The sequence below is a fragment of the Panacagrimonas sp. genome (assembly GCF_965216805.1).
GTDB lineage: Bacteria > Pseudomonadota > Gammaproteobacteria > Nevskiales > Nevskiaceae > Panacagrimonas.
Window position 1 is genome coordinate 899,675 of the sequence record NZ_CBDCGN010000003.1, and the last position, 22,232, is coordinate 921,906.

Sequence of the window (22,232 nt, forward strand, 5' to 3'; positions counted from 1 at the left end):
ACGCATCGGGCGCAAGGCGCCGCCGCCGGGGTTACGCGAACGCCGCCCCGTAGAGCAGGTAAAGCCCCAAAGCGCCGACCGAGCCGTGCGCCAGTGCCAGCGCCAGCGGCGCCTTGTCCTTGAACAGCACGCGGAACAACAGCAGGCCGCCGACCAGCCCGGCGACAAACACGCCCAAGGCCCACCACGCCAGCACCGGAGTGGTGTCGCCCAGGCTCAGGTTGACCGCAAACAGCACGCCCACCGCTGCCAGTGCCGCCAGTCCGTGGGCTGGACCCAGAAAGGCGGGAATGGGTTTGCTCGCGACGATCAGCGCCGTCATCAACACCCCGCCGGCCGCCACCGCAGCCAGCGTCAGGAACGCGATCTGTAGCGTTGTCATGGTCGGTCTCCTCCGATGCCACGCTTGTTTCGAGATCCGATGGGCAGCTGCCCGCCGCTCGGACCTTCGCCGATGCGCTTACGGCATCTTGGCGATGTGACTTTCGTCGGTGAATTTATCGTAGAAAATTTTATCGAGATTCATGCCGACCTCGGTCATCGAGGAGATGCCCGCGTCGATCATGCCGGGCGGGCCGCACATATAGCCTTCGGCCTCGGCCCAGTTGGCGTTGGGCATGGCGTCGGTGATGAACTGGGTGACCAGTCCGCGTGCGCCGGTCCACGACGAATCCGCCGGCTCGTGCGAGAGCACGGGCAGGAAAACGAAGCTGTCGGCCCAGCCCTGCTCGATCTGCTTGATCTGGTCCAGGCAGTAAAGGTCGGCCTGCGTGCGCGCGCCGAACAGGAAGGCACAGGGCCGCTTCACGCGATCCTTGCGCGCCTTCTCCAGCACGCTCATCAGCGGTGCCAGGCCCGAGCCGCCGGCGATGCAGATCATCGGCGTGTTGCCGGGATGCAGGTGGAAGTTGCCGTGCGGCGCATCCACGTCGAACGTCATTTCCGCCATCTCGCCTTTGAAGAGCGCTTCGGTGAACACGCCGTTCGGCACCTTGCGGATGTAGAAGCTGATCTGCTGGCGGCCGTCGCGATCCGGCGCGTCGGCGAACGAGTAGTTTCGCGCACGCTTGACGTTGGGATACTTGAGATTCGCGTACTGGCCGGCGACGAAGTGGATGGGGCGGTCCAGTTCCAGGGTGATCTTCTTGATGTCGTGGGTCAGGTCTTCGGTGGCCACCAGCTTGGCGGTGAACTGCTCGGGCTTGGGCGCATCGCTGGAGGCGCTCTCCACCTCCACTTGGGTCAGCGGGTCCTTCACGATGGCCTGGCACGCCAGGATGAAGCCGGCAGCGATCTCCTGCTGCGACAGGGTGTAGCCGAAGTCGGTCAGCGCACTGACCCGGCCGGTCTTGAGCTTGCACTTGCAGGAGCCGCAGGTGCCCACCGTGCAGTTATGCGGGAACGGCACCCCGTTCTTGAGCGCGGCCTCCAGCATGGTTTCGCCGCTTGGGACTTCGTAGCGTGCGCCGAACGGCGCCACCTCCACGAACTTTGCTTCCTTGGGGCCAAACAGCGACTTCAAAAAGCCCATGCTTCCTCCGGAATCGGCACCGCGATCGGTCGCGGTGGCGGGGTGTTTGCGTCAATTAGTAAGATACCATACTATTTTCCGGCGACGCTAGGCTCAATAGTCGGGTGCGCGGATGCAGCTCAGCCGAAACGCTGCACCGATAATGCATTGTGGAGGAGAGACGGAATCATGACGAGCAACCGTCAAGTGGTCCTGGCCGAGCGTCCGCGCTATCTGGTGCCGACCGCCAATTGTTTCAGGATGGGCAAGGCCGACGTGCCGCAGGTCGGCGAAGGCCAGGTCCTGCTGCAGACGCAGTGGCTGGCGATGGAGTCCACCCTGTACGCCCGGGTGCAGCGCGTGACCACCCTCCAGCGCGACCCGATCGAACTCGGCCAGGCGATGCGCGGTTCGGCAGTGGGCCGGGTGGTGGATTCGAAGCACCCGCGCTTCAAGGTCGGCAACCTCGCCAGTGGCCAGTGGGGCTGGCAGGAGTACGACGCGGTGGACGGCGCGCGCCTGCGCAATCTCGATTTCGGTCCGCAGAAACCCAGCTACGCGCTCGGCGCCTATGGGCTGGCCGGCTTCGGCGCCTTTATCGCGGTGGATACGCTGGCGCCACCGTCACCGGGGCAGACCGTGGTGACCGGCACCGCTCTGGGCAGCCTGGGACACATCGCCGGGCAGATTGCCAAGCTCAAGGGTGCGCGCGTGGTCGGCATCGCCGGCAAGCCGGAGAAGTGCCAGCTCGCGGTGGAGAAGCTTGGTTTCGATGCCTGCGTCAACCACCAGGCAAGTGACTTCGAACAGCAGCTTCGCGCTGCCTGTCCCAACGGCGTCAGCGTCTACCTGGAGACACTAGGCGGCCGCGCGCTGGACGCGGTGATGCCGCTGATGCGCATCAACTCCCGCATCGTCGCCATCGGGCAGTCGGCCACCCCGCACTACGGGGAAAACGCCTACAAGGGCGACTACCAGAACACCCTGACCTTCATGCAGGACGTGATTGCACGACGCATCACCGTGCGCGGCTTGATCGCCCCGGATCACGTCAAGGGCCGGGTCAAGGAATTCGACGAACAGATGAAGGGCTGGATCGACGACCGCAAGGTCAAGCCCATGGAGGACATCGTCGAAGGCCTCGACAAGGCGCCGGAAGCGTTCCAGGGTGTCTTCGAAGGGGCCAATCGCGGCACGCGGCTGGTCAAGCTCGCCGACTGAATCGAACCCATGCAACTCAACCTCAGCACAGATCACACGGAGAACACATGAGCACCGCAGCCCTCAGCGCCAAGGCCGCCCTGGTCCGCAAGGTAGGTGGCCCTTTCACCCTCGAAGACGTCGACGTGGCGCCGCCGCGCGATCACGAAGTGCGGGTCAAGATGGTTGCCACCGGCATGTGCCACACCGATCTGGTCGCGCGCGATGGCTTTCCGGTGCCGCTGCCCATCGTGCTCGGCCATGAAGGCGCCGGTGTGGTGGAGTCGGTGGGCTCCGGCGTGACCACGCTCAAGGCCGGCGATCACGTGGTGCTGAGTTTCAATTCCTGCGCCCATTGTCCGAGCTGTGACGATCAGCAGCCGGCTTACTGCTTCAACTTCATCCCCAACAATTTCTCCGGCGTGCGGCCAGCCGACGGCTCCTCCGCGCTGAGCCAGGACGGCGCCCAGATCGGCGGCAATTTCTTCGGCCAGTCTTCGTTCGGCAGTTACGCGGTGGCGCACGAGCGCAACGCGGTGAAAGTGGATCCGCAGGTGCCGCTGGAACTGCTCGGCCCGCTGGGTTGCGGCATCCAGACCGGCGCTGGCGCGGCGGTGAATTCGGTCGGCATCAAGAAAGGCCAGTCGCTGGCGATCTTCGGCGGCGGCGCGGTAGGGCTGTCGGCGCTGATGGGTGCACGTGCGGTGGACGCCGGCGCGGTGATCGTGATCGAGCCCAACGCCAGTCGCGGCAAGCTGGCATTGGAACTGGGCGCCACCCACGTCATCAATCCCAAGGAAACCGAGGACGTGTTGGGCAGGATCAAGGAACTGGGCGGCGGCGGCGTGACCCATGCGCTGGACACCACCGGCATTCCGGCGGTGATCGCGGTTGCGGTGGAAACCCTGCTCCCCAACGGCACGCTGGGCCTGATCGGGGTACCGCCGCCGGACGCGATGATGCCGGGCAACCTGATGAGCATGCTGCTGCGCGGCGTGGGTGTGAAATGCATCACCGAGGGTGATGCTGATCCGCAGACCTTCATCCCGCGCATGATCGGCTGGTACAAGGAGGGCAAGTTCCCCTTCGACAAGCTGATCAAGAAATTCCCGTTCGACCAGATCAACGAGGCCGCGGAAGCCTCCGAGAAGGGCGACGCGATCAAGCCGGTTCTGGTGTTCTGAAAATTTTGGTACCGCGTACGCCGCGCGCGCAGTCGGGAGAATCGAGATGGAAAAGCAAGCCAGTATTTCGTCGCAGAAGACCGCGGTCGCCTGCACCTGGATCTTCACGCTGCTCACCGTGGTGGGCTGGCTGGGCATCGCCAATTTCTGGATGCCGGTGCCGGCCGACGCCGGGATGGAAGCCACCCACCAGTGGTTTGCCGTCGAGCACAAGTGGGGCATCCTGATCGGCTGCACGCTGTTCTACATCGCCGCCGGATTTCTGACGCCCAGCTCGATCCAGTTCGGCATCATGCTGGCCAAGATCGAGGGCCGCTGGCCAATCTGGTCGCTGACTACCGCGGTGTGCGGCATCTTCATTTCGCTGATCGTGTTCTTCAACGCCTGCGCCTGGATGGTGGCGGCCTACCGGCCCGAAACCGGCGCCGACGTTGCGCAGTCCTGGTACGACTGGGCCTGGTTCGCCTTCTTGCTCGGCTGGATTTATCTGTCCATCGAGATGATCTCCACCGCGCTGGTCGAACTGCAGGACCAGCGTGAAACGCCGATGGTGCCGCGCTGGTTCTCGTGGTTCACCATTGCGGGCGCGGTGGCCATCGTCACTGCCGCCGGCCCGGCCTTCTTCAAGACCGGACCGTTCGCCTACCACGGCCTGCTGGCGTTCTACATGCCGGTGCTGGTGTGGGGCGTCTACCTCAACGGCAATGCCGTCTTCATGTGGCTGGAGCTGAGCCGCGAGCAGGCCGCGCGCTCCACACGCGTGGGCGCATCGGTCTCCGGTGCGGCGCTGGCCTCGCGCTGATAATTTTTTTGCAACATGTCATGCGCCGGCGGCCAACCGGCGCGTGACCGGTGGACGTCGGTCCCGCAACGCGCGTGCCGTAACTCACAAGCATCCGCCGCCGGATCGGTGCACCGGCACCGTTCTTCAGTTATTCTGCGCGCCCTGCTCGATCCAGCGTACGAACAGATCGATCTGCGCGGGATCCATCAGCCGCGGCGGGTCGACCATGGGCATGGAATTGCCGCTGCCGCCCACGCTCAGATGGGTGCCGCGCAGCTTGTGCACGAGGTAACTCTTGTCGACATCGCCCGGCGCCACTCGTGGCAGGGGAGCATCGATGCTGCTGGCGTCGACCAGCGCCGCATAGGCCTTGCGCCGACCCAGGTTGAGCTCGCCGTTCTCGGCGCCGTCGACATGGCAGAACACGCACTGAGCGTTGAGCAGGGGCTGCAGGTCCTGCTTGAAGCTGACTTCGGCGTCTGCAGCGACGCAGGTGCCGGCCAGACCTGTAGCAAATGCCAGCGCGCACACCGGAAAGGCGTGCCTCATGCGTTCACCTTGGAGGGCTCTGCAGCCGCGGCCTTGCCGGCGAGGAATCCGAAAGTCAGATGCGGTCCCAGGGTGCCGCCGCCGCCCCAATAAGCTTGCGCCGCCGGATGGGCGACGCAGTTGCCGGCAGCGTACAGGCCGGAGATCGGTTCGCGCTGCGCGTCGAGGACCTGGCCGCGCACGTTCACGATGGCACCGCCCTTGGTGTCCAGCGTGCCGGCGCCGAGAATCGCCGCGTAGTAAGGGCCCTGCGCAGCGACAGGGTGCATCGTCATGTTGGGATATTCGTTGGGCGCCTTTTCCAGATTGAAGAACTGGAACGCGATCTCGATCGGTGTGCGCCCGCGGCCGAAGTCCTCGTCCTCGCCCTTCTTCGCCAATTCGTTGTAGCGGGCGATGCTGGCTTGCAAGGTCGGTAGAAATTGTTCGTCCAGTTTCAAGGCGCCCGTGTGTTCGGCAATGCCGACCAATCGCTCGCTGATGTTGGCGACCAGGGTTTCCAGGGTGTCGCCCTCGATGAGGTGCGCCAGTTTGGCGTTGGCGGCGGGAATGGGGTCGTAGCCGGCGTAATGCTGCGCGGTACGCGCATCCCAGATCATGAAACTGAGCTGGTTGGGATATTCCGCACGGCTGGGGTCCCAGGTGAAGTGGGCCTGGGTGCGCTCGTTGTACTGGATCTTTTCGTTGACGAAGCGACGCCCGTAACGATTGACCTGAATCATGCTGTCGCCCGGCGTGGACCAGATCTGCGCCGGCACGCTGCGGGTCTTGAGCGCCGCTTCCACCGCAAGCTGGCCCCACCAAGCGTTGCCCATGTTGCCTAGGGCCGCGCCGGCTCCGGTCGCTATCGGGATGAAGTCGCCGGTGCTGCCCGGCGCCGCGCAACTGCCCCAGATGCGGCCCTTGAGGAATTGCTGCGCCATTTCGGGGTGATGGGAAAAACCGCCGGTGCCGAAAATCACTGCGCGGTCCGCGCGGATCCGCAGCGGCTGCTCTTCGCCGGTATCGACGATGACGCCGTTGATCGCGCCTGCAGCGTTGCGCGTCAGCGCCGTGACCTGATGCTCGAGCAGCACGCGCACGCCGAACTTCGGAAAGGATTTCTGCAACTGCCACAGCAGCGATTCGCCGCTGCCGCCACCGCGCTTCCAGATCACGCGGTCGGGGTGGCCGCTGACATCCGGCACGATGGAGCGGCCGCGCTCCACGGTGTTCTCCGGCAGCGCCGCGTAATAGTCGGGGTACGGCAGTTCGTCCCAGGACAGCCACGGCACGATGCGCAGGTCGGTACTGGCGATCAGGTGATCGAGCACCTTGTAGCCCTGGTCGTAGAACGTCGCGATCGCCTCGAACGCATCGCCGGGGGCGCCCAGGGTTGGCAGCGCGGGGTTGTAGCGATCCGGATACGAGCAACGCACCATGTAGCGCAACGCATCGTCGCGAGAGTCGGCGATTGCCTGATTGCGCAGGTAGATGTTGTTGGGAATCCACATCACGCCGCCGGACTTGGCGGTGGTGCCGCCGGCGAACGGCATCTTCTCCAGCACCAGCACCGAACGCCCGGCCTGTCCGGCAGCGATGGCCGCGCAGGTTCCGGCCAGACCGCTGCCGACGACGATGACGTCGGCCTCCAGATCCCACATCGAAAAGTCCGCCGCCTGCAGCGCGGCGGGTGCGAGGCCAGCGACAGCCAGCGGGCTGTACGCCAGGCCCTTGAGTACGTTGCGGCGCGTCAGCGCTTTCTGGGTCATGCAGGACTCCCGTTCTTGTATTGGCGCAGCGCCGACAGAAGGCGGGCCGGCTGGCCCGCCGCGCCCGTGGAACAGGGGTTCAGCGCAGCGCTTCAGCGACGGTATCTGCTTTCACCCACTTGTCGAGCACGCGCATATTGTGGCGAATCAGCATCTCGGCGTCCTGCAGGATCATGTGGTCCTTGGCGCCCGACTCCAGTCCGCGCTGGATGCGTTCGCAGTTGGTCACGTCCTCCAGTACCACCTCGCCCCAGCGGCAGGCGTAGTGTTCGAGCTGCAGGCGGTGGCGCACCGAGGCGGTCCTGGGAATGAATACCCGCAGCGTCCAGTGCGTGCGGTTGTAGGCCAGCGGCCAGAACTCGTGGGTCCAGAAACCGCCGGTGGAGTAGTCGATGTTGAAATTGGGGAAGATCCAGGTCACGTCCGCCGACCAGTTCGGGTTCTTGGTCGGGTTGATGGCCGGATGCGCGGCCAACGCCGCGGCGTTCTCAGACGCATCGCCGCCCAGCACCCCACCGGTGTCCTGGATATAGACCAGCCGCTCGACCTTGGACGAGGGCGGCGGTACGTAGTCGGGATTTCCATAAGCCGAGAAGTGCCGATGGATACCGTGCACGCGCGCGCTCAGCGGTCGCGCGTAGCGGTTCTGCTCGGGATGGGCGAAGCCCGGCGCGAGCGTCGCCGGATGCAGCGAGGGCACGTGGTAGGGCTCGGCGAAGGCATCGGCGATCAGCTTCCAGTTGGCCTTGAAATCCGCCTCGATCACGATGGTCTCGTCGAGGTTGAAGAACGGCACGTTGGCGTAGGTGCGTCCGAACGGGCCGAGGAACTCCAGCAGCGACACTTCCGGCGACTTCTGCATGTTGATGAAGATGAAGCCTTCCCACACCTCGCAGGCGATCGGCGTGAGGCCCAGTTCGCGCTTGTCCACTTCGAAGAAATGCTTCTGGTCCGGAATGCCGAGCAGCTCGCCCGTTTCGCAGCCATAGGCCCAATTGTGATAGCGGCAGACGAAGCGCTCGGCCTTTCCGCAGGATGTGTTTACCACCAGGTTGCCGCGATGGCTGCAGACGTTGTGAAAGGCGCGCACCTGGCCGTCCTTGCCGCGCGTGACCAGCACCGAGGCTTTCACCACCTCGATGTTCTTGACGAAATAGCTGGTCGCTTCCGGCAGCATCTCGATGCGACCGGCGTACAGCCAGGCGCGCTTGAACACGCGCTCGCGCTCCAACTCGAAGAATTCGGGAGAGCGGTAGGGCTCAACCGGAACCGGACCGGTCGGCAGGTTCGCCGCCAAGGTGAAGCTGTCCTCGTCGATGACGTGGGGCGTTGACATCGGTGCATCCAGACCGCCGCTCACTTCGTTCTCCTTGGCTTCGCGTTCGGTTGCGTGATTTCAGCCGGCGCGGCGGTCGTGCGTCCGCGCTCCGCAGCCGCCTCGGCCCAGCCTCTGCGCCGGCATGCGACCAGTTCGCGCCCGCTCATAACAGCACTCCGATATTGCTGCCGCCGTACGGCCAGGGGCCTTGGGTGACGCGCACCGCGCTGGGCCACACCGACTCGTGCGCGCGAGGCTGGCCGTGCATCTCCACCGCGATCGCGGCGTGATTCATGGCCAGCAGCAGTTTGAACAGGCGCTCGCTGTCGTCCGGCATCTTTCCCAGTTCGAACTGCTCGCAATGCGCGATGCCGTCTTCGGCGCGTGCGACGACGGCGTCGTAGAAGCGCTGGATGTCCGCCATCTGGGCAGTCGAGCGCGCCGTGCGGCGCGCATCGTTGGTGTCGTGGCACCAGTAAGGGACAAAGGCTTCCAGTTCCTGGAAGCCGCGTGGCAGCGATCGATCTTGAGACATGCTCGACTCCTTCCCGATGCGATCTGCGTTACGCGACTGCATTCGATTGGCGACCCCGAACGGGGTCATACGCTGGGGTGCTTCAGTTGGCCTGCGGTGGTTCCGACGCACTGGCGCCGTTGCCATTGGCGCGGCGTGTACCGAGCGGACGTTCGCCAGCCGATACGCCGGCCACGGCGAAGTGCTCGGCCGGCAGTTCCTGGATGAGGATGCGTACCGACTCCGCCGCAACGCCCAGGGAGTCCACCAGGGCTTCGGTCACCGCGCCGATCATGCGTCGTTTCTGCGCCACGCTGCGACCTTCCAGCATGTTGATCTGAACGATGGGCATGCGCGTTCTCCTCCGATTTTGGCGCCCGAACCGGGACTGCCGACGCTGCAATGCTCGCACGCTAAGTTTTGTCGGTGATCCCGTCCAATACCTTTTGACCGCCGAGGTGATACAACACCGGCATCACCCGAAAAGCGATTCGCGAGGCAGCATGACGCTCGGCTACATGGAACTGCGCCGCCTGAGCTATTTCGTGGCAGTGGTGGAGCAGCGCAGCTTCCGGGCTGCATCCTTGAAGCTGCACCTGTCGCAGCCGCCGCTGACCCGGCAGATCCAGCTGCTCGAAGAGGCGCTGGGCGTGCAGTTGCTGTTGCGCGGTCCGGCCGGTGCCGAACCGACGGCGGTAGGGCAGATGTTCTACGAAGAGGCTCGCAATCTGCTGGCGCTGGCCGATCAGGCCGCCGATCGCGTGCGACTGGCTGGCCAGGGCCGCATCGGCCGGCTGGACGTGGGGGTGTTCGGGTCCGCGGTGCTGGGCGCAATTCCCCTGATCGTGCGCGAGTTTCGCGAACGCTATCCCAAGGTCGACGTGGTGCTGCACAGCCTGGACCGAGAAGCGCAGCTCAAGGCGCTGCGCGAGCGTCGACTCACCGTCGGCTTCAATCGCTTCTTCGGCGAAGAGCCCGATCTGAGCTGGGAGGTAATCCAGACCGAACGCATGAATGTGGTGCTGCCCTCCACCCATCCGCTGGCGGTTCGCACCAGTCTGGCCTTGGCCGACATCGCACGCGAGGCGCTGATCCTGTATCCGCGCGCACCGCGTCCCGGCTTCATCGACTACCTGATGGGTTTGTTCCACGCCCGCAGCATCGCGCCCAGCCAGGTGCAGGAAGTGGACGACGTCCTCACCGCCACCGCGCTGGTCGCCAGCGGCCTGGGCCTGAGTCTGGTCACCGACTCCGGTCGCAACCTCAGCATTCCCGGGATCGTGCATCGCCCCCTGCGGCCGGCGGATCGCGCCACGGTGGAGCTGTGCGTCATCCGCCGGCGCGACGACGATTCGGCGCTGCTGGCCGGTTTCATCGACGTGGCCCGCTCGCTGCGCGGCAAGCTGGCCGGCCGCTCCGGCTTGCCGCCGAAGCCTGCTGCAGCCCGGGCGAAGAAGCGCACAGCCCGACGGTAGCGGCCGTGGGCCGGCGATGCCTCGCCGCCGGTAGTCCATGGTCCGTTTTCGCGAATCTGATCCGCTGGACGAGGTGCCGCGGGGTCAAACTTCGCGCAGGCGTCGATCAGACGCTTTCCGCTTCCGGGTCGCCGTCGGTCAGGTATTCCCACATGCGTTCGTAAACGCGGCCAGCCACCACCTGGCGTGCGGTGGTTTCGTCGGCACTGAGCAAGGTGTGGTCGCCGTCCTGGCCCATCTGCATCAGTCCAACCTCGACTCTGGCCGCTTCTTCCAGGAACCAGGACAGTGCCACTGCCTCGATCAGCGAGGCACCGACCACGACCGCACCGTTGGCGCGCATGACCAGCGCATTGCCGCCGCCCAGCGTCTCCGCCAGCCGCGCCGCGGCGGCGTCATCACGCAGCAGGCGCGGGTCGTCCCACAGAGCGGGACCCGGCGCGAAATAGGCACCGAAACCGTGCCGCGGCCGCGGCGTGCGCCGCAGCAGGGCGAGCAGGCCGGTCTGCGGCGGCATGATCCGGCACACCGCACCGACCTGCGGACGCCGCGCATAAATCTGCTGATGGATGCGCACCTCGCCCAGCACGCCTTCCGGCAGCGCGCCGTTGACCGGCACCACCGTGCCGTCCTCGCCGATGGCGATGGTACCCATGGGCCTGGCGGCGCAGACCACGAAGCTGTCGCGATCCAGACGCGCGCTGCAATGACCGTAGGCGTGAACCAGGCCGCCGCGGGCCAGTGCACGCGCCGCCGTGCGGACGCGGCGCTGGGTCTGCTCGAGGGAGGTCTTGCTCATGCGGGACGTTTCCGGGAGAGATCTTGGTTGTGGGTGCCGGTATCGGTGCCGGGCGGCGGCGAGTCGGCGACCGCAGTCAGCCCGATGCTGGTGACACCGAGCACCAGATGATGGATCAACACCGCGATCTCGCGCTCGCCGGCGCCGGAGAATCGTGCCAGCGCGATGGTGCGGCCGCCGCCGACGAACAGTCTCGCCGCCGCCTTGACGTTGAGCCGGGCAGACAGCTCGCCGCGACGCTTGCCGCGAGTCAGCGCACTCCGCACATCCGCCAGCGCACGCTCTTGCATCTCCAGATACGAAGGCCACACCTCGGCGCGAAAGCCGGTGCTCCAGTCCAGCCACACCTTGACCACATCGGGATCGCGGCGTGCCGCCGCATCGAAGCCGGCCGCCATCAGCGCCAGCGACTCCCGCGCCGGCAGTTTCCGCGCCGCGACCTCCGCGGTGATCCTGAGCAGCAAGCTCGCCACGGTCGCCAGGGTGGCTTCGATCAGATCGTGGCGCGTGCGGAAGTAAGAATGCACCGCCGCCACCGAAACCCCGGCGCGATCGGCGACGTGCGCATGGGTGGCGCGCGCCACGCCATGGGCCGCCAACGCACGGATGGAACAGCCGATCAGCTGTGCGCGACGATCGGCCGGCGACAGTCGGTTGCGGATTTTGCGAGCGCGAGCGTCCAAGGCGGGATGGGTTTGGCGAAGAAACCGGCGACCGGGCCGGATTCTGCGGTATGCGCGGTCATCGCGCAGCCCGGGTCAGGACGGCCAAACCGGGCTGTGACCCGGTCGGCGGCCGCAACGAGACCCCACGACTTCAGCTGGGGCGGCGAACGTTGCCGCCCCAGATGCGGCATTCATGAGATCGCAGAAGCGCAGCCATTTGCCGTCGCGCAGCGCGATGAATATGCGTCGGGCTGAACACGGCCCCTGGAGTCGCCGCGTCTTGGCCTTGCCGCGGCCGGCTCCTGCGCCGGGAACAGCAGTTGAGACCGCGGAGGACGGCTCAGTTCGAGTCGGCACCGCCGAGCGGCTCGGCGCTCAACTTGGCGATGGCGTGCTTGATCTTGACCAGCGAGTTGAACAACGCAGCGCGCTCGGTCAGCGGCAGGTCGGCAAAGATGCGATCGTTGAACTCGACTTCCAGCGAGGTCATGCGCTTGATAAGGCCCTGCGCCGGCTTGGTGAGGTAAACGCGTTTGGCGCGCTTGTCGGTGGGATCGGGCCGCCGGTCCACCCAGCCGCCGGATTCCAGGCTCTCGATCACGTCGCCGAGGCTGGCCTTGCCGACTTCGAGCACGTCTGCCAACTGGGTCTGCATCATGCCGTCGTGACGCGACAGATGTGCCAGCACCCACCACTGTGCGCGGGTGATGCCCAGCGGCTTCATGAACTGGTCGTAGGCGCTGCGACGCATGCGCGACACGTCGTGCATCAGGAAGCTCAGGCGGATGCCGTCGCGGGCCACCTCGTCGATACCCGCCGACGCCGGCTCGCTGCCGTTGGGCTTGGCCATGCGCGCCACCGATACGTCGTCGGTTCCGCGCGCCCTGGCAATCGCCTTGGTGACCTTCGCCACATCGGCGGTCTTGCTGCGTCGCACCACCTGCTTCTCCCAGTCTTGTTGTCGAGCAGCCACCCATTCGATGCGGCCCGCTGCTTGCATCATATCGGGGCGAAGGCTACCGAAGCGACCTCCCCGATACCCACCCGGGAGAGTAGGTGGTACCGCGACTCCGCTACATCAGTCCGACGATGCTGATGGCGGCCACGCCGTTATACGGCACGCCGCCCAGGTTGTGACTCAGCCCCAGGGTCGGGTTTTTGAGCTGGCGCTCGCCAGCGCGACCCAGCAACTGCAGGTAGTGCTCGTAGACCATGCGCAGGCCGGAGGCGCCCACCGGGTGGCCGAAGCACTTGAGGCCACCATCGATCTGGCAGGGCAGCGCGCCGTCGGCGTCGAACTTGCCGTCGAGCACGTCGAACACCGCGCGACCGTCTTCCGACACGCCCAGGTCTTCCATCGTCACCAGCTCGGTGATCGAGAAGCAGTCATGCACCTCGATCTGGCTGAGCTGTCCGCGCGGGTCGGTGATGCCGGCTTCGCGATAGGCCGCCCTGGCGGCGTTGCGCGTGTTGACCACATAGCTGCCGTCCCACTCGCCCATGCCGGACTCGCGACCGCTGCTGGTGGACAACTGCAGCGCCTTGATGGTGACCAGATCCTGCTTGCCCAGCGCGCGCGCGATCTGGGGCGTGGTCACGATGGCCACCGCAGAGCCGTCGCTGACCCCGCAGCAATCGAACACGCCCAGCGGCTCGGCGATCATTGGCGCGTTGAGGATGGTCTCCATCGGCACCGCCTTGCGCAGATGCGCCTTGGGGCTCTTGGTTCCGTTCTGATGGCTTTTCCACGACACATGCGCCAGCGCGCGCTTGAGGTCTTCGCGGCTCACGCCGTAGCGGGCGCGATATCCCGCGGCGAGCTGGGCAAAGCCGGCCGGTGCCGAGCAGTACGGCACCCACAGGTCGTTGAGGGTGCCCTTGGTCGGCACCGGCAGGCCACCGTAGCCGGTGTCCTTGAGCTTTTCCACGCCCACCGCGAGCGCGATGTCGACCGCGCCGGAGGCCACCGCATAGGCCGCGCCGCGCAAGGCCTCGGTGCCGGTGGCGCACATGTTCTCCACCCGCGACACCGGAATGCCCTGCAGGCGCAGCGTGGTCGACAGCGGAATCGCCGAGTTGCCGACGTTGACCGAGTCCAGCGCCGAGCCCAGCCAAGCGGCCTCGATCTGGCGGTGCTCGATGCCGGCGTCGGCCAGCGCCTCACAGAACGCCTCGCTCACCAGTTGCTCGCTGCCGACGTCCCAGCGTTCGCCGAAGCGCGAACAGCCCATGCCGATGATGGCGACCTTGTCCTTGATGCCCGTAGCCATTGTTCTGTGTCCGATTGCCTGCGCGTATTAACGTGAATCTCGCGAAGCGAGATGCCGACATACCCTCGCCCGCACCGCGGGAGAGGGGGGACCGATTGCTCCGCAATCGGTGGGTGAGGGAACAGTCATGCCGCGTGTGAGAATCATCGTTATGGATGTCGGTCGCAGCATGGCCGTCAGTAGACCGGGGCGGCCTTCCAGAAATAGCGGCTGTAATGACGCTTGCGATCGCGCGCCTTGACCCTGAAGTGCATCGCCAGCCGGGTGCCGACGTCGATACCGGCGCTGCCCACTTCGATCATCTCCATCAGCAGCCGCGCGCCGATGTCGAACTGCACCAAGCCCACGTACAGCGGCGGCGCCGGGTAGTACTGCAACCAGTCGGCACTGTAGGTGGCGACCTGGGCCTGCTCGTCGGCCAGACTGCAAGGGTCCTGACTGTCAGCGGCGGCGCAGCTCACGCAGTGCGGCAGGCGCGGAAACTGCACGGTGTTGCAGGCGCGGCACTTGCCGCCGACGAAGGCGTTGATCTGGTCGGCAGCGCGGTACTGCTGGGTCAGCGCCGCCTTGATCTCGGTCTCGGCGCGCATGCCCCAGTCCAGGTTCAGCTCGCCCTCGAACGAGGCCATCTTCAGGTAGGAGGTTTCCGGGATGCGCGCGGCCAGTGCACCGGTGAGCCCGCGCGGCGGCGCGACGGTGTCTTCGCCCTTCTCGAACGCCAGCACCTCGCAACCCTGGCCAAATGCCGCGACGACGATGACGTCACCCGGCCGCGCCTGTTCCAGAGCGCTCACCAGCAGCAGCGGCGCGTGCGCGGTCCCGCACTCGCCGACGCGGTCCAGCAGGTTGGGCAGGATGGCTTCCGGCGTGATCGACGCCAGCTTGGCAACCAGCTTGTCGCTGCCAGCGGGTGCGCCGGACAGGCCGAACCACTTCACCTGCGCGGGTGTCAGGTCCAGCCTGGAAAGCAGACGCTTGATCGCGCCTGGCACCAGACGCGACACGCCCTCATCGCGGATCCAGCGCTCTTCCCAGTAGTAGTCGTACTTCTCGCCGCTTTCGCGGAAGTGATCCACAAACAGATTGGACACCGATTCCCGACCCAGATAACGCGCCACGCCAGCGCCTTCGCCGACCCGCAGCGCCGCGGCGCCGGCGCCGAACTGCAGTTCCTGCACGCTGCCCGGCTTGGCGGAACGGCGGTCGGCGGCCAGCACCAGTTGCGCGCCTTCGGCTGAGGATTCCAGCGCCTGCGCCAGCGCGGTCAGCCCGGCGCGGGTGGAACCGGCCTGATCGGCGCAGGCAGTCGACGCGGCCAACCCCAGCGCGCTGGCGGCGATCACGCTGTTCTGGCAATCGGCGAACGGTGCCGTGGTCGACGCCAGGATCAGGGCGGTCGGCGCGGTTTGTCCCTGCAGACAGTCGCGCGCGGCGGCCACCGCCAGGGTGATGGCGTCTTCGTCCCAACTGCACAGTGCGCGTTCGCCCTTGGCCTGCGCCTTGAGTCCGGGCAGGGCCCAGGAATGGGCCTCTGCGATGGCCGCACGGGCGATGCGCAGGCGCGGAATGAAGGCGCCGTAAGCTTGGATACCGCGGGTGGAACCGGTCACGCGCTTGCCTCCTGGATCGTGAGGGCGCCAGAGTCCGCGCATGGCGACGCGCGTCCCGGCGTTGACGCTAAATAATACGGTACCATACGATCCAGCGTATAGACCGGCCACGTCGGCACTGCCCCTCGAACGCGGGGTTCGGCCGGTCCACCATTCCTCCAGGCTTTCCTGATGCGATCACTGCTGTTTGTCCCCGCCGATAACGAGCGCAAGCTGGCCAAGGCCGAGTCCTGTGGCGCCGACGCCCTGGTGTTCGACCTCGAAGATTCCGTGCTGCCGGAGCGCAAGCCCGCTGCGCGCAGGATGCTCGCTGAATACCTGAGCAGCTATCGCGGCAGCAGCCAGGTGTGGATACGGATCAACGACCTGACTTCCGGCGAGTTGCTCAAGGACCTGGCGGCCGCAGTGCCGATGGGGCCGCTGGGCATCATGCAACCCAAGATTCGCGGTCCCGAGGATCTCGAGATCGTCTCCCACTACCTGGACATGGCCGAAGTGCAGGCCGGGCGCGAGGCCGGCAGCATGGGCATGCTCGCGGTCTGCACCGAAACGCCGTCGGCGGTGCTGCGCATGGGCGAGCTGATCGGTCATCGTCTGCCGCGGCTCAAAGGCATGCTGTGGGGTGGCGAAGATCTCAGCTCGGCCATCGGCGCGGGCGACCCGCGCGCGCCCGACGGTTCCTGGCGGCCGGTCTACGAATACGCACGCACCCAATGTCTGCTGGCCTGCCACGCGCTGGAGGTGGAAGCACTGGACACCGTGTACGTGGACTTTCGTGATCCCGATGGCTGCCGCCGCAACAGCGAGGCCGCGCGTTATGACGGCTTCACCGGCAAGGTCGCCATCCACCCCGATCAGGTGGCGGTGATCAATGCTGCATTCACGCCCAGCGACGACGAGATCGCGCAGGCGCGTCGCGTCATCGCCGCATTTGCCTCCGGTGCCGGTGCGGTGTCGCTGGACGGCAAGATGCTGGACATTCCGCATCTCAAGGGCGCTAGGCGCCTGCTGGCCAGCGTTGGCGCCTGATCAAGCTGTGCGAAACGAAAAGCTGCAGACCACCGGACCACGATCCGGAATGACACCGGGCTGGTGCCCGTCGCGCTGATCGCCGCGATCAGCCGGACGCGAACAGACCCTGACAGGAGGAAGCGATGCCCGTCATCGACAAGAACCGGCCACCCGCCGCGTGGATCGCCCAGCTGCGCAAGCGGTTCAACGTGGAAACCGAAATCGACCGCGTGCTCACGCGCAAGCTGGAGCGCCGTTCCGGTCCCGGATTCATCCCGCTGCAACTGGATACCCTGGTCCAGGGCACTGCGGCGCTGATTCGCGCCCACATCGGCGACGACTTCAAGATTGCCGAGGCACGCTGGCTGTCGGGCGGCGCCTCCAAGCTGCAGATGGCCTTCACCCTGAATTGGAAGCGCCCCGGCGTCGGGCGGGAGCAGACGCCCATGGTGCTGCGCATGGAGCCGGCCGAGTCCATCGTCGAGACCAGTCGCCTGCGTGAATTCCAGCTGATCAAGGCCTTCGAAGGCACGGTGCCGGTGCCGCCGGTGTTCTGGTGCGATGCCGACGGCGAGCACCTGCCGTATCCGGCGCTGGTCTACGGCTTTGCGCCGGGCGTGACGCGTCCCAGCACTGCGCAGGCCGGGGTATCGGGTCTTGGCACGCACCTGTCACCGGAACTGCGGGCGCAACTGGCGCCGCAGTTCGTGGAGCATCTGGTCAAGATTCACCGTTTCGATTTCAGCAAGGCCGAGCTCACAGCCTTTGACATTCCGACTCGCGGCACGCAGTGCGCCGAGTGGGGCGTGAACTGGTGGGAACGCGTGTGGGAAGAGGATTGCGACGAAGACTCTCCGCTGATGCGCCTGGCCGCCGGTTGGCTGCGACGCAACATGCCGTCGCTGGACGTGCCGGTGGTGGTCCACGCCGACTACCGGGTCGGCAATTTTCTGTACACCGAGCACGACGCGCGCATCAGCGCCTGGCTGGACTGGGAGCTGGGCCGCATCGGCGACCGCCACCAGGATCTGGCCTGGACCACCAGCCGTGCGTTCGGGCATTTCGACTCCGACGGCAAGACCTTCCTGGTCTGCGGTCTGCTGCCGGAAAGCGAATTCCTGGAAGCATACGAGAAGTCTTCCGGCCTCAAGGTCGATGCGCGCTCGGTGCACTGGCACAAGGTCTACAACGACTACATGATGGTGACCCTGCTGATCGCCACCGGTTACCGCATCGCTCGCGGCGGCAAGACCCACCAGGACGTGCTGGTGACCTGGCTGATGGGCATCAGCGCGCTGCTGCAGGAAGAAATGCGCAGCCTGATCGAACTGGCGCCCTGACCCGACATCGCAACGTCGCGGGTGCCGGCCGATGCCGTTGCCCTGTGGCCCGGAGAACATGACATGCAGATGCGACCCCAAGTCCAGATTCAAAGCATCATCAAGTCGCTGAGCGACGTGGTGCTGCCCGCGCTGGACCCCAACAACAAGCTCGCGCAGGAGCAGGCGCGTCTGATCGTCGGACTGCTGGGGCTGATGGCCAAGCAGTTGCCGCTGCAATTCCGTTACGACTGCGACGAGCTGACGCGCCTGCTCGCGTTTGCAGACGAGCTGCAACGCCAGGCCGGCGTCGGCGACCGCGAGCTGTCGGCACAGCAAGTGCACGGTGCGCGAGTTCTGGAGCGCGCCCAGGCCGATCCCGACGAGGTGCTGCAGGCGGTACGCGATCTGCGCGCATCCACCGGTGCATTGATCTCGCGCGTGTTCGAGGGCGACGACGGCGCTGCCCAGGATCGCGTGCAGAAGACCGTGCTGGCGATGACTTCGGAGCAGTTGCTGCGCGAGCGTTCGTGGTTGCTGAGTCAGGGCTGGGAGCCCGACCCCAAGGCCATCCCGGCGATCGAGCAGTTGCTCGGGATCAGCGCCAAGGCTGCCTGAGGCCGGCGAGAGCAGACAGAATTACCCCGCTGGGGGATGCACAGCGACGGCGGCCGTCGCAAGACTGCACCCGACCCGGCTTAGAGGTCGACATCAAGCTCGTAGAGGAGTCCGCACTGGTGAGCAACAAACTCTATCCCGATGCCCATGCCGCGCTGGCAGGCATCACCTTCGACGGCATGACCGTCATGGCCGGCGGCTTCGGCCTGTGCGGCATCCCCGAGAATCTGATCGTGGCGCTGCGTGACTCGGGGGCCAAGGACCTGACCGTCATCGGCAACAACGTCGGCTGCGACGAGCACGGCATGTGGATGGTGCTGGCCAACAACCAGATCAAAAAAGTCCTGGCGTCGTATGTCGGCGAGAACAAGATCCTGGAATCGCGCTACATGAAGGGCGAGATCGAGATCGAGTTCAACCCGCAGGGCACCCTGGCCGAGCGCATCCGCGCCGGCGGCGCCGGGATTCCCGCCTTCTACACGCGCACCGGCTACGGCACCCTGGTGGCCGAAGGCAAGGAGACGCGCCAGTTCAACGGCGAGTGGTATGTGATGGAGACCGGGCTGGTCGCCGACATCTCGCTGGTCAAGGCCTGGAAGGCCGACACCGAGGGCAACCTCGTGTATCGCAAGACGGCGCGTAACTTCAATCCGATGATCGCCACCGCCGGAAGGATCACCATTGCAGAAGTGGAAGAGGTGGTGCCGGTCGGCAGCTTCGATCCGGACCAGATCCACACGCCGGGCATCTTCGTGCAGCGCCTGGTGGTGGGCAAGGATTACGTCAAGCACATCGAGCGGCGCACCACGCGTCCGCGCACTGCGCAGGAGAACGGCTGATGGCCTGGAATCGCGAACAGATGGCAGCCCGTGCCGCAAAGGAACTGCGCGACGGTTACTACGTCAATCTCGGCATTGGCATACCGACCCTGGTGGCCAACATGATTCCCGCGGGAATCGAGGTCACCCTGCAGTCGGAGAACGGCATGCTCGGCATGGGCCCGTTCCCCTACGAGGGCGAGGAAGACGCCGACCTCATCAATGCCGGCAAGCAGACCATCACCGACCTGCCCAAGACCAGCTATTTTTCCAGCGCCGACAGCTTCGGCATGATCCGCGGCGGCCACATCAACCTGTCCATCCTCGGTGGCATGCAGGTGTCGCAGTCCGGTGACCTCGCCAACTGGATGGTGCCGGGCAAGATGATCAAGGGCATGGGCGGCGCCATGGACCTGGTGGCCGGGGTGCCGCGCGTGGTGGTGGTGATGGACCACTGCGAAAAAGGCGGGGATCCGAAGTTCAAGAAGGCCTGCAGCCTGCCGCTGACCGGCAAGGGCGTGGTGGATCTGCTGATCACCGAACTCGGCGTGTTCGAGATCGACCGCAAGGGCGCCGGTGCCAGGCTGATCCAGTTGGCCGATGGGGTGAGTTTGGACGACATCAGGGCCAGGACCGAGGCGGAGTTCAGCGTCGCGCTATAACGCGGCGCTCTCATCGCAGGCGACTGGTCCGATCACCTTCTGGGGTGGATCGACGCTGGGCGAGCACGTCCAGCGCCGTCTCCGGAACCATGCAGGCTGTCGAACATCGGCGCGCGACGATAGGCATGGCAGTCGCACCTCACACGGAATGACCGGCGCCACCACCCCACCGGGGGAAGGTTCAGCCGATGAGTTGCTGGCGCAGCGCGATGGCCACGGCATGAGCGCGGTCTGCGGCGCCGAGCTTTTCGTAGATGCGCCGCAGGTGGGACTTCACGGTCTCCTCCGAGAGGTCCATGGCACGCGCGATCATCTTGTTGCTGCGGCCTTCGGCAAGCGCTTCGAGAATCTGCATCTCCCGCACCGACAGCGAGCCGCGATCGCCGGCGACCCTGGCCTCCTGGATCAGGCGCTTGACCAGCGGCATGGTGACTTCGGACTGCAGATAGCCGTTGCCGGCGGCCACCGAACGCACTGCGCGCAGCAGGTCTTCGCGCGAGGCGTTCTTGAGCAGATAGCCCGACGCGCCGGCGTTCATCGTGCTCCAGACGTAGCCCGGGTTGTCGTACATGGTGAACACCAGGATGCGCGTGGCTGGATGGGTTCGCGCGATCTCGGCGATGGCGCCGGTGGCGCTCAGGCCGGGCATCTTGAGGTCGATGACGACCACATCCGGATAGCGTTCCAGTGCCGTCATCCGGTCGATGCCGGAACGTGCATCGCCGGCCTGGCCGACCACGCGCAGGTCGTCCTGGCCGTCCAGCATGTCGGCGATGGCCTGGCGCAGCACCTGATGATCGTCGATCAGAAAAATACGGATGGGGTCGCTCACGAGGTGCTCCGCGGCAGACGCACGCAGACGCGGGTGCCACCGGGACCGCTGTCGATGTGCAGCTCGCCACCGGCGCCGGCGGCGCGTTCGTGCATGGTCATGATGCCGTAGTGACCCACCGGCACCGCGGCCGGATCGAAGCCGGTGCCGTCGTCCACGATCAGCAGTTCCACCCGGCCTGCGGACTCGTGCAAGTTGACCTCGACGTGCTGCGCACCGGCGTGCTTCTGGACGTTGAGCAGGGCCTCCTGCAGCAGACGAAACAGCAGGGCATCGTGGCGCGAACGCCAGGACTTGAGCGCAGAGTCGAAGCGACAGACCAGACGATACGGACTGCTCTCCGCATGGCGCGCCAGATATTCGCTCGCCGCTTCGTAAAAGCCGAGTTCGTCCAGCACCGTCGGCCGCAACTCGTTCATGATCGAGCGCACGTCCTGGGTACAGGCGCTCACGCGGGCCGACAGCACGGCCAGGCGATCATGCAGCTGCGCTTGCGACAGCGGGCCTTCGGTGCAGGCTTCGATGCCGCGGTGCAGCAGGAACATGTGGCTGCTCATGCGATCGTGCAGCACCGCGGAGATGTTGCGGCGCTCCTCCTCCTGCACCTGCGCGAAGCGCCGCACGAACGCCTGGTAACGCTCGCCGGATTCCCGCAGGGTGCGCGCGTGCGCCATTACCAGGTCCGAGCGTTGGCGCGCCCACGACGCCACCACCACACCCAGACAGGCAGCGAACAGCAGCAGGAACAGCGACGAGCCCAGCGTCGCCAGGCGGCTTGCGTCGCCCTCGACCGGGAAGTGTGGCGCATACAGATACAGCAGCAGGATCAGCAGGCTGTTGAACAGCGCCTGGCCGATCGACTCGATCACGCCGAAGCGGATCGCCACCGACATCAGGGTGAAATAGAGGAAGGGAAACAGCACCGAGTCCAGACCGCCGGTGACCAGGCAGATCGCTGCGCCCATCAGCGGGTCGAGAACGGTGGTGAACGCGGCGGCCGCGCGAATATTGCGAACCCGGCCGATGGTGATGTGTACCGCCACCGTCGCCAGCACGGCACCGGCGTAGACAATCCAGACCGGCGTCAGGCCGGGGCTATGACCCTGCGCCAGCAGCACGAACAGCCAGCCGAAAATGCCAAGATTGCGCAGCCAGCGCACGTCCTTCTCTGCTTGGCGCAGACGCAGGTCCTCGATGGCGCGTTCTTGCGGGTCGCGCGCGGCGCGGCCCGACAGCCTGTCCACGAACCGCCGCCTGAATTCCCGCATGCCGCGCCTCCGTCCGGATGCTGCCCGGATTATCGTGGTTGGCGGCGGTTCCGCGGCGCGGGGTCGGGCGAGGGG

Annotated in this window: 23 protein-coding genes; 9 read left to right on the forward strand and 14 right to left on the reverse strand. The window is 66.0% G+C overall.

What is annotated here, in order from left to right:
- Nucleotides 1–31: 31 nt before the first annotated feature.
- Nucleotides 32–382 (reverse strand): hypothetical protein, encoded by a 351-nt coding sequence (locus ACOOHP_RS17200; protein ID WP_420467714.1) that lies wholly within the window; start codon nt 380–382, stop codon nt 32–34.
- A gap of 78 nt (nt 383–460) precedes the next feature.
- Nucleotides 461–1,531, reverse strand: coding sequence for a 2Fe-2S iron-sulfur cluster-binding protein (locus ACOOHP_RS17205; protein ID WP_420467715.1), 1,071 nt, complete (start codon nt 1,529–1,531; stop codon nt 461–463).
- 168 nt (nt 1,532–1,699) lie between these two features.
- Between ACOOHP_RS17205 and ACOOHP_RS17210 the strand changes: the two genes are divergently transcribed.
- The 3 genes from ACOOHP_RS17210 to ACOOHP_RS17220 are packed head-to-tail and all read left to right on the forward strand — an operon-like array spanning nt 1,700 to nt 4,696.
- Nucleotides 1,700–2,731 (forward strand): zinc-binding dehydrogenase, encoded by a 1,032-nt coding sequence (locus ACOOHP_RS17210; RefSeq protein WP_420467716.1) that lies wholly within the window; start codon nt 1,700–1,702, stop codon nt 2,729–2,731.
- Between the two features lie 47 nt (nt 2,732–2,778).
- Nucleotides 2,779–3,894 carry an NAD(P)-dependent alcohol dehydrogenase gene (locus tag ACOOHP_RS17215; protein ID WP_420467717.1) on the forward strand — a complete coding sequence of 372 codons (1,116 nt, stop codon included), beginning with the start codon at nt 2,779–2,781 and terminating at the stop codon, nt 3,892–3,894.
- A 46-nt stretch (nt 3,895–3,940) separates the two neighbouring features.
- Nucleotides 3,941–4,696: a hypothetical protein gene (locus ACOOHP_RS17220; RefSeq protein ID WP_420467718.1), complete on the forward strand. Its 756-nt coding sequence runs from the start codon at nt 3,941–3,943 to the stop codon at nt 4,694–4,696.
- Between the two features lie 126 nt (nt 4,697–4,822).
- On the opposite strand, the gene ACOOHP_RS17225 is transcribed toward ACOOHP_RS17220, so the two are convergent.
- The 5 genes from ACOOHP_RS17225 to ACOOHP_RS17245 all read right to left on the reverse strand — a co-directional run bounded on the left by ACOOHP_RS17225 (nt 4,823) and on the right by ACOOHP_RS17245 (nt 9,222).
- Nucleotides 4,823–5,227, reverse strand: coding sequence for a hypothetical protein (locus ACOOHP_RS17225; protein ID WP_420467719.1), 405 nt, complete (start codon nt 5,225–5,227; stop codon nt 4,823–4,825).
- Nucleotides 5,224–6,978, reverse strand: coding sequence for an FAD-dependent oxidoreductase (locus ACOOHP_RS17230; protein WP_420467720.1), 1,755 nt, complete (start codon nt 6,976–6,978; stop codon nt 5,224–5,226). Before ACOOHP_RS17230 ends, ACOOHP_RS17225 begins: the two co-directional genes overlap by 4 nt.
- Before the next feature lie 79 nt (nt 6,979–7,057).
- A complete protein-coding gene (locus ACOOHP_RS17235; protein WP_420467721.1) occupies nt 7,058–8,338 on the reverse strand; it encodes an aromatic ring-hydroxylating oxygenase subunit alpha in 1,281 nt (426 codons plus the stop codon).
- Nucleotides 8,339–8,459: 121 nt separating this feature from the next.
- Nucleotides 8,460–8,831: a hypothetical protein gene (locus tag ACOOHP_RS17240; protein ID WP_420467722.1), complete on the reverse strand. Its 372-nt coding sequence runs from the start codon at nt 8,829–8,831 to the stop codon at nt 8,460–8,462.
- An 82-nt stretch (nt 8,832–8,913) separates the two neighbouring features.
- Complete coding sequence (locus tag ACOOHP_RS17245; RefSeq protein WP_420467723.1) at nt 8,914–9,222, reverse strand: 2-hydroxymuconate tautomerase; 309 nt, start codon at nt 9,220–9,222, stop codon at nt 8,914–8,916.
- A 91-nt stretch (nt 9,223–9,313) separates the two neighbouring features.
- Between ACOOHP_RS17245 and ACOOHP_RS17250 the strand changes: the two genes are divergently transcribed.
- Nucleotides 9,314–10,285 carry a LysR family transcriptional regulator gene (locus ACOOHP_RS17250; protein WP_420467724.1) on the forward strand — a complete coding sequence of 324 codons (972 nt, stop codon included), beginning with the start codon at nt 9,314–9,316 and terminating at the stop codon, nt 10,283–10,285.
- 106 nt (nt 10,286–10,391) lie between these two features.
- Here the strand turns inward: ACOOHP_RS17250 and ACOOHP_RS17255 are convergent, their stop codons facing one another.
- The 5 genes from ACOOHP_RS17255 to ACOOHP_RS17275 all read right to left on the reverse strand — a co-directional run bounded on the left by ACOOHP_RS17255 (nt 10,392) and on the right by ACOOHP_RS17275 (nt 15,629).
- The gene (locus ACOOHP_RS17255) at nt 10,392–11,084 is read right to left on the reverse strand and encodes a class II aldolase/adducin family protein (protein WP_420467725.1); all 693 of its coding nucleotides are present in this window, start codon (nt 11,082–11,084) and stop codon (nt 10,392–10,394) included.
- The gene (locus ACOOHP_RS17260; RefSeq protein ID WP_420467726.1) at nt 11,081–11,767 is read right to left on the reverse strand and encodes a TetR family transcriptional regulator; all 687 of its coding nucleotides are present in this window, start codon (nt 11,765–11,767) and stop codon (nt 11,081–11,083) included. The genes ACOOHP_RS17255 and ACOOHP_RS17260 overlap by 4 nt, the downstream gene beginning before the upstream one ends.
- Before the next feature lie 322 nt (nt 11,768–12,089).
- Nucleotides 12,090–12,689 (reverse strand): MarR family winged helix-turn-helix transcriptional regulator, encoded by a 600-nt coding sequence (locus tag ACOOHP_RS17265; protein ID WP_420467727.1) that lies wholly within the window; start codon nt 12,687–12,689, stop codon nt 12,090–12,092.
- Between the two features lie 133 nt (nt 12,690–12,822).
- A complete protein-coding gene (locus tag ACOOHP_RS17270; RefSeq protein ID WP_420467728.1) occupies nt 12,823–14,019 on the reverse strand; it encodes an acetyl-CoA acetyltransferase in 1,197 nt (398 codons plus the stop codon).
- Nucleotides 14,020–14,195: 176 nt separating this feature from the next.
- Nucleotides 14,196–15,629 (reverse strand): 3-oxoacyl-[acyl-carrier-protein] synthase III C-terminal domain-containing protein, encoded by a 1,434-nt coding sequence (locus ACOOHP_RS17275; protein WP_420467729.1) that lies wholly within the window; start codon nt 15,627–15,629, stop codon nt 14,196–14,198.
- Nucleotides 15,630–15,800: 171 nt separating this feature from the next.
- Here ACOOHP_RS17275 and ACOOHP_RS17280 point away from each other — a divergent pair, with 171 nt between their 5' ends.
- The 5 genes from ACOOHP_RS17280 (at nt 15,801) to ACOOHP_RS17300 (ending at nt 20,057) form a co-directional block, all read left to right on the forward strand.
- The gene (locus ACOOHP_RS17280) at nt 15,801–16,658 is read left to right on the forward strand and encodes an HpcH/HpaI aldolase/citrate lyase family protein (RefSeq protein WP_420467730.1); all 858 of its coding nucleotides are present in this window, start codon (nt 15,801–15,803) and stop codon (nt 16,656–16,658) included.
- A gap of 125 nt (nt 16,659–16,783) precedes the next feature.
- Nucleotides 16,784–17,980, forward strand: a complete 1,197-nt coding sequence (locus ACOOHP_RS17285; protein ID WP_420467731.1) for a phosphotransferase family protein — start codon at nt 16,784–16,786, stop codon at nt 17,978–17,980.
- A 63-nt stretch (nt 17,981–18,043) separates the two neighbouring features.
- Nucleotides 18,044–18,577: a hypothetical protein gene (locus ACOOHP_RS17290; RefSeq protein WP_420467732.1), complete on the forward strand. Its 534-nt coding sequence runs from the start codon at nt 18,044–18,046 to the stop codon at nt 18,575–18,577.
- 119 nt (nt 18,578–18,696) lie between these two features.
- Nucleotides 18,697–19,416: a CoA transferase subunit A gene (locus tag ACOOHP_RS17295; RefSeq protein ID WP_420467733.1), complete on the forward strand. Its 720-nt coding sequence runs from the start codon at nt 18,697–18,699 to the stop codon at nt 19,414–19,416.
- Nucleotides 19,416–20,057, forward strand: a complete 642-nt coding sequence (locus tag ACOOHP_RS17300) for a 3-oxoacid CoA-transferase subunit B (protein ID WP_420467734.1) — start codon at nt 19,416–19,418, stop codon at nt 20,055–20,057. The genes ACOOHP_RS17295 and ACOOHP_RS17300 overlap by 1 nt, the downstream gene beginning before the upstream one ends.
- A 181-nt stretch (nt 20,058–20,238) precedes the next feature.
- Here the strand turns inward: ACOOHP_RS17300 and ACOOHP_RS17305 are convergent, their stop codons facing one another.
- Both ACOOHP_RS17305 and ACOOHP_RS17310 read right to left on the reverse strand, forming a co-directional pair.
- Nucleotides 20,239–20,889: a response regulator gene (locus ACOOHP_RS17305; protein WP_420467735.1), complete on the reverse strand. Its 651-nt coding sequence runs from the start codon at nt 20,887–20,889 to the stop codon at nt 20,239–20,241.
- Complete coding sequence (locus ACOOHP_RS17310; RefSeq protein WP_420467736.1) at nt 20,886–22,133, reverse strand: sensor histidine kinase; 1,248 nt, start codon at nt 22,131–22,133, stop codon at nt 20,886–20,888. The genes ACOOHP_RS17305 and ACOOHP_RS17310 overlap by 4 nt, the downstream gene beginning before the upstream one ends.
- Nucleotides 22,134–22,232: the final 99 nt, after the last annotated feature.

What these genes read in the sequence shown, in the direction of transcription:
- ACOOHP_RS17290 (WP_420467732.1), top strand. Translation starts at nt 18,044, where the DNA reads ATGCAGATGCGACCCCAAGTCCAGATTCAAAGCATCATCAAGTCGCTG.
- ACOOHP_RS17300 (WP_420467734.1), top strand. Translation starts at nt 19,416, where the DNA reads ATGGCCTGGAATCGCGAACAGATGGCAGCCCGTGCCGCAAAGGAACTG.
- ACOOHP_RS17200 (WP_420467714.1), bottom strand. Translation starts at nt 382, where the DNA reads ATGACAACGCTACAGATCGCGTTCCTGACGCTGGCTGCGGTGGCGGCC.
- ACOOHP_RS17225 (WP_420467719.1), bottom strand. Translation starts at nt 5,227, where the DNA reads ATGAGGCACGCCTTTCCGGTGTGCGCGCTGGCATTTGCTACAGGTCTG.
- ACOOHP_RS17240 (WP_420467722.1), bottom strand. Translation starts at nt 8,831, where the DNA reads ATGTCTCAAGATCGATCGCTGCCACGCGGCTTCCAGGAACTGGAAGCC.
- ACOOHP_RS17270 (WP_420467728.1), bottom strand. Translation starts at nt 14,019, where the DNA reads ATGGCTACGGGCATCAAGGACAAGGTCGCCATCATCGGCATGGGCTGT.
- ACOOHP_RS17205 (WP_420467715.1), bottom strand. Translation starts at nt 1,531, where the DNA reads ATGGGCTTTTTGAAGTCGCTGTTTGGCCCCAAGGAAGCAAAGTTCGTG.
- ACOOHP_RS17280 (WP_420467730.1), top strand. Translation starts at nt 15,801, where the DNA reads ATGCGATCACTGCTGTTTGTCCCCGCCGATAACGAGCGCAAGCTGGCC.
- ACOOHP_RS17285 (WP_420467731.1), top strand. Translation starts at nt 16,784, where the DNA reads ATGCCCGTCATCGACAAGAACCGGCCACCCGCCGCGTGGATCGCCCAG.
- ACOOHP_RS17250 (WP_420467724.1), top strand. Translation starts at nt 9,314, where the DNA reads ATGACGCTCGGCTACATGGAACTGCGCCGCCTGAGCTATTTCGTGGCA.
- ACOOHP_RS17220 (WP_420467718.1), top strand. Translation starts at nt 3,941, where the DNA reads ATGGAAAAGCAAGCCAGTATTTCGTCGCAGAAGACCGCGGTCGCCTGC.
- ACOOHP_RS17255 (WP_420467725.1), bottom strand. Translation starts at nt 11,084, where the DNA reads ATGAGCAAGACCTCCCTCGAGCAGACCCAGCGCCGCGTCCGCACGGCG.
- ACOOHP_RS17215 (WP_420467717.1), top strand. Translation starts at nt 2,779, where the DNA reads ATGAGCACCGCAGCCCTCAGCGCCAAGGCCGCCCTGGTCCGCAAGGTA.
- ACOOHP_RS17230 (WP_420467720.1), bottom strand. Translation starts at nt 6,978, where the DNA reads ATGACCCAGAAAGCGCTGACGCGCCGCAACGTACTCAAGGGCCTGGCG.
- ACOOHP_RS17210 (WP_420467716.1), top strand. Translation starts at nt 1,700, where the DNA reads ATGACGAGCAACCGTCAAGTGGTCCTGGCCGAGCGTCCGCGCTATCTG.